Below are 11130 nucleotides of genomic sequence, written 5' to 3' on the forward strand. Positions count from 1 at the left end.
ATGGCAATGCGGAATTTCTAAAACTGCCGAACCACTAACAGCCGTTTGGCGCCATTGCGGTTTCGGTAATTTTTTGGAAGCTTGAGTCTTGAATTAAAAATTTGTCTATATTTGTGAGAATTTGGTGCTAAAAATCCGCAACAGCGCCAAGCGGCAAAACGTTAGGCGATATGCTAAAAAAACTCCGTAGAATTTGAGAATTTATGAATAAGACATTAAAATTACTTTTAGTTTCAGTTTTAATTTGTTCTTGTGCCAATAATAAAAGTTTGCAAGCTCATCGAGAAATTAATGTAGATGAAGTTTATAAATCGTGGAATAAACTAGCGACAACATCTAACGAAATTCTTACCGAAATAAATCAAAATGAAATTGACAAAAATTCAATTCGTTATACATTCTTACAAGAATTGCAAGGTCAATACAGAGAATTATCAGACTATTACATAATAGAATCTCCTATATCAGGTGAATTTTTTATGCCTCGAATTTGGGTAATGTACAGCAGAAATAAGAAATCTACAGACGTGTTAAAATTTGAGTTTATTCAACGTAGTTGGAAGTTTAAAGATAGTTTTCTTTTGCCATATAAGTTTAAATATAGTTATGAGGATTACGTGAGAAAAAATGAAAAAGAATTCAATTACCAAGATGTTACGGTATCGCACGTTATAAATAACAAAGTTGTTTCTTGTGATTTTTTCAAAGCTGGATCAATGAAAAAGTTTGTATTTGAATTACCCGAGATGGCAAATCATTTCTGACGATTATTCTGAAAAGAAAAAGCACATCGCCTAACAGCAGTTACAAGAAATTGCTAGGCTTGGGATTTATCAGAAATGGTAATTGTTGAATCAAAGTTTTGTCTATATTTGTAATTGTCAGTGAATGAAGTACGCAACTTCTTGTAGCTGCCAAACGTTAGGCGACACCCTAGAGCTACACAAACCGCTTAAAAAAAATCCTGCAAAAATTCACTCCTACTCTATTTTATCTAAAGTCTATTAAAAGTAAATCTTTACTATTATTATTCCTAAAAAAAACTAAATTTGCTTAATTAACAATTTGGAAAGAATAAATGATTAATAAAGAAAACTTAGAAGACTTATTGAAAACATTAAACTTTGAAAAAAAAGGCAAAGTTTACAGTAAGTTTTTCAATCATAATGATGCTTATTTGAAAGTTGACTTTAATAAAAGTGAACTTATATATCCAGAAGACAAAGGTTTTATAATAAACGAGAGACAAACTTGTAACTTTTCATCAGCGGAAAATTATGTGGTTTTTGAGTGTGTTCACAGACTGCTAAGTAAAGGTTATAAGCCTGAACATATTGAACTTGAACCAAAATGGAAAGTTGGTCACGGTGCAAGTGGTGGAAGGGCTGACATTCTTATTAAAGACAATAATAAAAAACCGCTACTAATTATTGAGTGTAAAACAGCGGGAAAAGAATTTGAAAAAGCTTGGAAAGATACTCTCTTTGATGGTGACCAACTTTTTAGTTACGCACAACAAATTCCTGATATTGAATTTCTTTGTCTTTACACTTCTAACTTAATTGGAGAGGTTATGGTTAAACCAACTTCTTATATTATTTCTCATAAAGACAACATAAAGATATTAGAAGAAAACAAGGAGTTAAAATCTTTTGAAAAGTCAAATAATGTAAGAGAGCGTTATGCTACGTGGCGAGATACATATAAACTTGAATTCACAACAAAAGGGTTATTTGAAGAAAATATTCAAGCATACCATATTGGTAAAGACAAATACACTCTTGATGACCTTTTACCGATTGACGTACAAAATAAAGAGGGTAAATATCACGAATTTCGCACTATTCTGAGAAAACACAATGTTTCAGGTCGTGAAAAAGCTTTTGACGTTTTGGTCAATCTATTTCTATGTAAGATTGTTGATGAAACACAAAATACTGTAGACCTCAAATTTTATTGGAAAGGTATTGCTTATGATAACTATTTCGACTTAATAGACCGTTTACAAGAATTATATAAAACTGGTATGGATAAGTTTCTTGCACAAGAGATAGTTTATATTAGCAATAAACAAATTGACGAGGCTTTTTGGACAGTAAAACAAAAACGTAACGCCACTAAGCAACAAATAAAAGATTATTTTCGAAAGCTAAAATTTTTCACGAATAACGATTTTGGTTTTATTGACGTTCATAATGAAAAGTTGTTTTACCAAAATGCTAAAATCCTTTTGGAAATAGTTCAAATGTGGCAAGATTTAAGATTAAAAACAGAAAGTCATAATCAATTTTTGGGTGATATGTTCGAGTTTTTTCTTGATAATGGTATTAAACAAAGTGAAGGTCAGTTTTTTACACCAATGCCTATATGTAAGTTCACTCTTATGTCTTTGCCTTTGGAAACAATTGTAAAAGAACATCCAGAACATCCAAAAGGTATTGATTACGCTTGTGGTGCCGGACATTTTCTTACTGAACTTGCAACACAAACGGCTCCTTTTATAGAACAATACAAACAAACGGATTTAAAAGAATTTTACAAATCAATCATAGGAATTGAAAAGGAATATCGTTTATCGAAAGTTGCAAAACTTTCATCATTTATGTATGGTCACGATGGTATAGAAATATTACATAATGACGCACTTGACAATCACGATAAAATTAAAGATGGCTCATTTGATATACTTGTAGCAAATCCACCATTCGCTGTTGAAGGCTTTTTAGATACTCTGCCTGAAGAACAACGTGAAAAATTTAAGCTTACTGCGACAGTTTCTGATATAGCAAGCAATAAATTCATTCAATGTTTCTTTATTGAACGTGCAAAACAACTACTTGCTTCTAATGGTGTTGCTGGCATTATTATTCCATATTCAATCTTAACCAATCCAGACAGCACAAATATTGCAACTCGTGAAATAATTTTAAAATATTTTGATATTGTTTCAATGGTTGAACTTGGAAGTGGAACGTTTGGTAAAACTGGTACACCAACAGTAATTCTTTTTTTACGTCGCAAAGCACAACAACCTGAACCATCAGAACATTATAAAAATAGAGTTGATGATTGGTTTGAAGGGATTGAAAATGATGATGAGATGGGAGTTTATCAAGACCTTCAATTAATTAATAAATACTGCGAACAGATTGGTATTGAATTGGAACACTATAAATCATTACTTAATAGTGAGATTTCTGATGAACTAAGCGAATATGATATAATAAAAGATTACAAAATTGAATTTGATGGAAGTACAGAAGTTAAAAACCTTAAAACAAAAAAGTTTTTCAAAGACTTCTCTGTAAGCGAACAAGATTTTGAACTAAATAAAAGGTATATAGATTTCGTCAGAAATATAGAAAAAGATAAGTTGTATTATTTTACCCTTGCGTATACAAATCCTCAAAAAGTTTTAGTTGTAAAAAGTCCTACGGGTAATTCTGAACAAAAACAATTTTTAGGCTATGAATGGAGTACGGCAAAAGGCAGTGAAGGTATAAAATACAACGGTGGTAGTACAATTAATGATATTATAACCCCATTATTTAATCCAAACAACCCAAATGATACTAGCAAAATAAACTATTTAATTCAGCAAAACTTTTTAGGTCAAATACCTGACGAAACTATAATAAACCAACATAAAAATAGTATCACATATTTAAACGTTTATGACATTTTAGATTTTAGTCAAAAATCATTTAATAAAAGTTTCTCGTTATCACCAACTACTATTGAAACTGCTCCAATTAATTGGTCTTTGAACGGCTTAAAATGTTTTGACGTAATCTTTAATAATATATCTGAAAAAGCAAAAAAAGAAATTGAAAAAGACTTTGCAAATGCACAAGAAAAGGCTACACAAACAATACGTTTAAATAATTCAGAGGTTTTTGATATATCAATTGGTAAGAGAGTTGTAACAAAAGCGATTAAAGAAACAGAAAAAGGTATTCCTGTTTATAGTGCTAATGTCTTTGAACCATTCGGTTTAATAGATAAACATCTTTTAAAAGATTATAACAATCCATCTGTGTTATGGGGTATTGATGGCGATTGGATGGTTAATTATGTAGAAAAAAACACACCTTTTTATCCTACTGACCATTGTGGAGTACTACGAATAAAAGGCAAAGTTATTCATCCACGTTATTTTAGTTGGGTTTTAGAGCACGTAGGTAAAAGCACTCGTTTTTCTAGAACTTATCGAGCGTCAATTGCTAGAATGAAAGGATTAAGTATTAATGTTCCATCATACACTATACAAGAAAAAATAGTAAAAAAGATTGAAACATTAGAAACTCAAATCGCTAAAGCTAAAAAATCCATTTAAAAATTTAATTAGAAACATTATAAGATAACCCTATCAAGTCTCTGCAAAATATTGACAACTATGCAACGATATGGATACAGTTCAAAATAAATAAAAGCATAAACATAATCCAAAGATAAATAAATGGCTAACCTCACGGTTAGCCATTTATTTTATTATCAAGTGTGTAAGAAAAAACATTTTTTTTTATTTTTGAGTTATTATTAATTTCAAACCAATTTATCTATGGCATCAACTTCTGAAACAGGACACGCTAAAAACGTTGCAAACTTTCAAGATTTAATCTCATTCGTAACAGGTTACGGAGCAACGTACAATCCAACCAAAAACGCTCTAAAGTTGCCACAACTTACAGCGTTGTACAAAGCATCACAAGCAAGTTTAGCTGATGTTGTTACTAAAAACACAACCTACAACAACAAAGTAAACGAACGTGTTGTTGCATTCAAAGATTTAAAATCATTATCAACTAGATTGATAAACGCATTACAAACAACAGATGCAACTCCACAGAAAATTGCTGATGCAAAAGCATTCAACAAGAAAATGCAAGGCATAAGAGCAAAAGCTGTTGAAACATCAACCGACCCAAACACGCCAGCTCCAAAAACAATCTCAACAAGTCAGCAATCTTACGACCAACAAATCCAGCATTTAGCGGGAATTATTTCAGTTTTACAATCTGAACCAAGTTACGCACCAAACGAAAACGATTTGAAAATCGCTACGTTAACAGCAAAACAAGCCGACCTAACCGCTAAAAATAGCGCAGTTGCAACAGCATACACCAACGTAAGCAATTCAAGAATTGCAAGAGATACTACAATTTACGGAGCAGACACAGGATTATTTGACATCGCAACAGAAGTTAAAAAATACGTGAAATCAGTTTTTGGTGCCACTAGTCCACAATTTGCCCAAATAAAAGGCATAGAATTCACCAAGAAAAAGAAATAACAAAACATAAAATATAAATATGACAAGCACAAACTTAAAACTACCTACCCTATTTATATTTATTGCTACCGCAATAATATATATCTGCTTCGCAGTTATATAAATGCGTTCCGCATTTATATTTATGCTTGTCATATTTATATTTACTTAAAGTCTATTTATATTTATTGTAGTCCGACTTATATTTATACCTATCCGATTTATATTTATAGCAATCCGACTTACATAAATGGAAAGCCGAACTATAAATTTGGAAGGCTTGAAAACAAAAAGCAGTAACCGAAAGAAATAAGGGCGATCGCCTAACAGCGGTTTTAAGAAATTGGGGTTTTTGGGCTTTATTTAAAGTTTGTTTTGTACTTTTGGTTCTCGGTGTTTAAGGGAAAGGTTTGTGGTTATTAAATCCCCAACTTCTTAAAGCCTCGAAACGTTGGCAGAGATTTTGTGTGAGAACTTGAAAAAATAAAACTTCTATAATGAAATATCTTTTTTTAATAATAATTTTATTTAACTCTTGTAATAATTTAGAGCCGAAGAAGAACACAAATAAAGTGGAAAAAATATCAAAAGAAAAAGTAATTGAGAATATTTCAATATTAAGAAAATGTGGTTTTTTCAAATCTTATGAAAAATTAAATGATTCTGAAATATTTGAGATAATACATTTAGAAAGAAAAATCGAGTATTCAAAAATATTTGAAAAAGAATACGACCCAGGAATGGAGTTAGATGAATTTGAATTAGCTTGTATTGACAAAACTAAAGTAATATTTATTGATTTAGAAGCTGATGTTTGTAAGGAAAATAAAGTATATACAGAAGTAATAAAAGCATTTTCTGTACTTACAAATAATGTTTTTAATCCAAAAAAAATAAAAGAAAATTGGATTGGAGAAACTGGACCAATAGAAATTGAATTTGAACTCGAAAATGTAAAAACAAAATTCAATCCTAAATATAATGATGATTGGTTAGATGAAATTGTTTTTAAAGTTTGCGAAGATAAAATCAAAGAAAAAAACATTAGACTTGTTGATTGTTTGGGTGATAGCGAATATGGATTTGGACAATCTATATCAATAATGAGAATAACTAAAAAAGAGCAAAATATTTTACAAGATAAGTTTAAGTGGAAATTTGTAGATTAAAAAAACCTCTGCCAACAGCCGTTTCACGAAATTGCGGGGTTTGGGATTTATCAGAATTGGTAATTTTTTAAACTAAATTTTGTCTATATTTGTAAACAAAAGTGTTGAAAATCCGCAACTTCGTGAAGCGGCGACACGTTATGCCTAATGCTAAAAAAAATAAATGACAACAGAATTTCCACATACAGAAGAAATAAAAACTATTCTAAAAGACAAAGCTGAATTTGTTAGACAGGATGGACTGAACTATTTAATTCCAAAGTGGAAACGATTTACAGACAATTATGCGGACAATGAAGACTCGATTTATGAATGGCTAAACGAAATAGACGCAAGAAAAATAATTGACGAGATACTTTTTATGCTACCAAATACAGAAAGTGCTAAAATAATAGAAGTGCTAAAAGAAATTGACACTAAATTTATTGAAAAGACTTTTGAAATTAATGAATGTGTTTGGAATGACAAAGTTGAAAAAGAGAACAAATATGACAGACAAAAAAATTGGTATTACTACAGAGTGAATCAAAATCTATTTGAAAATGAAGCTGGACAATTTACCAAACAATAAGCACTAGGCATAACAGCAGTTACAAGAAATTGCTAGGCTTGGGATTTATCAGAATTGGTAATTGTTGAATCAAAGTTTTGTCTATATTTGTAATTGACAGTGAATGAAGTACGCAACTTCGTGTAGCTGCGAAACGTTGTGCGACATTTTACCCGAACAGAAACTAAAATGGAAAAATATTCAGATTTTGCTATTAGAACTTGTAACGATTTCAAAGAAATTCAGAAAGAATTTGTTGAAACTTACGATTTGAATAGTTACTCAGAATGGTTTTATGATGAAGAAACTTCACTTATAACTTTTAAAAAACAAGAAGGTGAACTTAACTTTGAATATATTCCAATTGGAAGTTATTCCAATTCTACTAAAACTTGGCTTTGGGCTTGGGATAATAAAGAACTAGTTCATAATAACAAACTAAAAACAATTTTAGTAAAAAAGTTTGGAGAAAAACATAATTATTCTGAATTAACCGAAGGTTATTTTGAAGCTGATGAATACATCGGTTGGGAATTAACGGCTATAACTTTTGACTTAATTGAGGCAATTGGTTCTTATAGAATTGCGAATGACAACAATCTTGAAATTTATTTTCTAATAACTGACGAAATTGAAAATGATTTTGTTGAAGAACTTAAAAAGATAAACAAAAACAAAACAGAAAAACTTATTCAATGTAAAAAACACGGAAAAAGTAGACACGCATTTATTTGTCAACATCTGAACGAAAATGAAAAAACAGGTTTTGAAGAATCTTTCGAAACAGAAATTGGAATGTATTTAGAAGAAGATGACGATTTATCTGCGTGGTGTAATAAATGCGAAGAAGTTAGAAATAAAGCTGATGGTTGGAATGACGAGAATATGGAAATTGCCAAAATAAAATTAGTTTGTGAAAATTGTTACTTTGAAATCAAAGAATTCAACAATAAATAAAAAAACGTCGCACAACAGCGGTTTCAAGAAATGGCGAGGCACGGGATTTATCAGAAATTGGAAAGGTCTTTAATTAAAAGTTTTGTTTATATTTGTGAAGGCTTGGTCTTGGTTCATCGCCACTTCATGAAGCCGCGAAACGTTAGTGGTAACTTTAAAAAACACAATACTTATGAAGCAACACATTTTAGTTATTACTTTTTTATTTTTAACAAAATTATCTTTTAGTCAAAAATCTGAATGGATTCATTTTGATTGGCATGGAGAAAATATATTTGGAAAATATTATGAAAAATTAGCCATAAGTTTGCCTCTAAAAATAGAAAAACTACCCTATAATTTTTGTTGTCAGTTAGATTTAGGTGCAACTAAAACGCTTTTTTATGGAAAATCGTTGAAAAATTATTCTATTAGTATAATTAATCAAAAATTAGATAGTTTGGGAGAACCATACTATTTAAATGGGAATAAGGGAAATTTTCTGAGAAATATAGATTTAAAAATTGACAAAAAAGATTTTCCGAAAACTGATGTTGCATATATTTATGACTACGGAGATGAGATACCAAAAGACTCTATTAACTCTTTATCTCAAAAACTAATTGGAACAATTGCTCCCGACCTTTTCCAAAACAAATATTTGGTAATTGATTTTCCAAACCAAAAAATGAGAATTTATGAAGAATTGCCAAAAAAGTATAAAAAAGCAGATTTTGTAAACGTTTTAATGCGTAAAGGAAGAATAAAAATTCCTTTAACAATAGGTAATAAAACAGAATATGTAATTTTCGATACTGGAAACTGCTTAGGAGATTTACTATTAGACAAAGAAACAATAAATTTATTTACAAACCCAAATGATTCAGCCATAGAATTACTATCAGGAAAATCATGGGGGCAAAATTATATAGTTTACCAAAAAAAAATATTAGAACCGGTTTTAATTAATAATAAAAAAACAGGAATTAGTACAGCTCAATTTACAAATTCAGATGACGATGTACAGTTTAACAAAGAAGAAAAAATTATCGGACTCATTGGTCCTCTATTTTTTATAGATCAGACCGTAATTATTGATTATAAAAATTTAAAATTTGGAACACTAAAATAAAAAAGCTACCACTAACACAGGTTTTACGCTATTGCTTGGCTTGGGTTTTATTTAGAAAGTTTAGTGATTATCTTTTTTCTTTTTATTCACGTTTTATCTTTCAAAGTTTTCGGTATATTTGTTATCGCCAGTCTTAAAAATACGCAACAGACGTAAAGCCTGGGAACGTTAGCAGTAACTTTTCAAACAAGAAACAAGAAATATGAAATTTAAAAAAACATTCATTTTAATATTTTTTTTGATAATTACATTTACATATTCTCAAGAAAAATATGTAGAAAAATATTCAAACGGAAATTTGAAAGTTGAAGGATTTCTTGTTGGTAAAACTTTAGACAGCATTTATAAAGAATATTACGAAAATGGAAAAATAAAAACCGAAGGGTTTTATAAAAATTGCGAATATAAAACTAACTACATATCAATTTATACATCACTACAAACTTGTGGAAGAATAAATAATAATGACTCTATTAATAATGGAAAATATCACGGAACTTGGAAAAATTATTATGATAATGAGATATTAAAAAGTGTTTTCAATTATCATTGCGGTTTTTTACAAGGTAACAATTACACATATTACGAAAATGGAAACATAGAAAGTATTGAGTTTTATAATGGTGGAAATTTATTAACATCAATAGAATATTATGAAAATGGCTTTGTAGCTAAAAATTCATTTTACACTTATATTCATAATAAAAAAGAAAGTAGAAACTTAAAAACTACAAGAGAATTGGAGTATTATGAAAATGGTAATCTAAAAATACAAAGAGAAATTATTGAAAAGGAAAAAGATGTGGAAATAGAAACCGTTAAAGAATATTACCAAAATGGTTTTCTAAAATCTGAAACAGAATTAATAGACTTAGACAAAAATGGAATTTATAGAGAATATTATGAAAATGGAAATGTAAAATATCAAGGGAAATTTCAAAATGACAAACCGATTGAAAAACAATATCACTATCACGAAAATGGTAAACGACACAAAATAGAATATTGGAAAAAAGGGAAACTTATTAATACTGAAATAAAATAAAGCTACTGCTAACAGGCGTTTGGCAAGATTGCGAATTTTGTAGTAAATACAAGTTTATTTCTCGCAAGAAATTTTATCTTTGATAGAAAATAATCGGTTCCGAAGTTCGCAACCTCGCCAAGCGCCGGAACGTTGTGTGCAATGCGCCAAAAAAAATCGTAAAAAATGAAAAAGCTACTAATTTTAAGCATTTTATTATCAATCATTTCTTGTAAAGGACAAGAAAATGAATCAAAAGAATTAGTAAAAAAAGCCAATACTTTTTTTATGAAATCTAATCTTGATGAAAAAGTTAAAATTGATAGTTGTTTAATCTTAGTAAATAAAGCAATTGAAATTGATGACGAAAATTTTGGTGCATATTACGCTAAAAATACTTTTTTAGTGTTTAAAAAAGACATTAAAGGATTATTAAAAAATAACGAAAAGATGATTCAATTGCGTCCGAAACAACCATATTGGAAAATTCATAGAGGTTTATATTTAGAATTGAGTGGAGAAAAAATTGAAGCTGAAAAATACTATGACCAAGCAATTTTAGACTATCAAAACTTATTTCTTAAACCTAATCAAAATAATGAATTTAATTTGAGAATGGAATATTTAACAGCTTTGGAAGCAAAAGGCGATTTGAAAAAAGCTGAAATAGAATTAAAAAAAATGAGTGTCGATTTCCCAGATAATGAAACTCTAAAAGTTTATAAAACAGAATATAAATTCAAAACAAAAAAAGAATTATTCGAAATATGGGAAAAAGGAACTGATGAATAAGCACTGCACACAACAGCGGTTTCAAGAAATGGCGAGGTATGGGATTTATCAGAAATTGGAAAGGTCTTTAATTAAAAGTTTTGTTTATATTTGTGAAGGCTTGGTCTTGGTTCATCCCCACTTCTTGAAGCCACGAAACGTTAGTGGTCAGCAGCGGAAATTACGCAGGTCATATCAATTACACTTCACATTTATCTTCCGCAAGACGTTTGATATTATTATTTGTTAAAGTTCTTCGAATTAAAAATATCCGTA

General features: G+C 29.6%; 9 protein-coding genes. All 9 read left to right on the forward strand.

The window, feature by feature from the left end; genetic code table 11:
• Positions 1–203 precede the first annotated feature (203 nt).
• The 9 genes from Q0050_RS05635 (at position 204) to Q0050_RS05675 (ending at position 10875) form a co-directional block, all read left to right on the forward strand.
• Complete coding sequence (locus Q0050_RS05635) at positions 204–764, forward strand: hypothetical protein (protein WP_298393171.1); 561 nt, start codon at positions 204–206, stop codon at positions 762–764.
• Positions 765–1078: 314 nt separating this feature from the next.
• A complete protein-coding gene (locus Q0050_RS05640; protein ID WP_298393173.1) occupies positions 1079–4336 on the forward strand; it encodes an N-6 DNA methylase in 3258 nt (1085 codons plus the stop codon).
• A gap of 225 nt (positions 4337–4561) precedes the next feature.
• Positions 4562–5293, forward strand: a complete 732-nt coding sequence (locus tag Q0050_RS05645; RefSeq protein WP_298393175.1) for a hypothetical protein — start codon at positions 4562–4564, stop codon at positions 5291–5293.
• 551 nt (positions 5294–5844) lie between these two features.
• Positions 5845–6441 (forward strand): hypothetical protein, encoded by a 597-nt coding sequence (locus Q0050_RS05650; protein ID WP_298393177.1) that lies wholly within the window; start codon positions 5845–5847, stop codon positions 6439–6441.
• A 163-nt stretch (positions 6442–6604) separates the two neighbouring features.
• Entirely contained in the window at positions 6605–7012 is a 408-nt protein-coding gene (locus Q0050_RS05655) for a hypothetical protein (RefSeq protein ID WP_298393179.1), read from the forward strand.
• Positions 7013–7180: 168 nt separating this feature from the next.
• Positions 7181–7948, forward strand: a complete 768-nt coding sequence (locus Q0050_RS05660) for a DUF6882 domain-containing protein (RefSeq protein WP_298393181.1) — start codon at positions 7181–7183, stop codon at positions 7946–7948.
• 172 nt (positions 7949–8120) lie between these two features.
• Entirely contained in the window at positions 8121–9059 is a 939-nt protein-coding gene (locus tag Q0050_RS05665) for a hypothetical protein (protein ID WP_298393183.1), read from the forward strand.
• A 202-nt stretch (positions 9060–9261) separates the two neighbouring features.
• Positions 9262–10104, forward strand: a complete 843-nt coding sequence (locus tag Q0050_RS05670) for a hypothetical protein (protein ID WP_298393185.1) — start codon at positions 9262–9264, stop codon at positions 10102–10104.
• A gap of 165 nt (positions 10105–10269) precedes the next feature.
• The gene (locus tag Q0050_RS05675; RefSeq protein ID WP_298393187.1) at positions 10270–10875 is read left to right on the forward strand and encodes a hypothetical protein; all 606 of its coding nucleotides are present in this window, start codon (positions 10270–10272) and stop codon (positions 10873–10875) included.
• Positions 10876–11130 lie beyond the last annotated feature (255 nt).

The organism is Flavobacterium sp. (genome assembly GCF_027483985.1).
Classification (GTDB): domain Bacteria; phylum Bacteroidota; class Bacteroidia; order Flavobacteriales; family Flavobacteriaceae; genus Flavobacterium.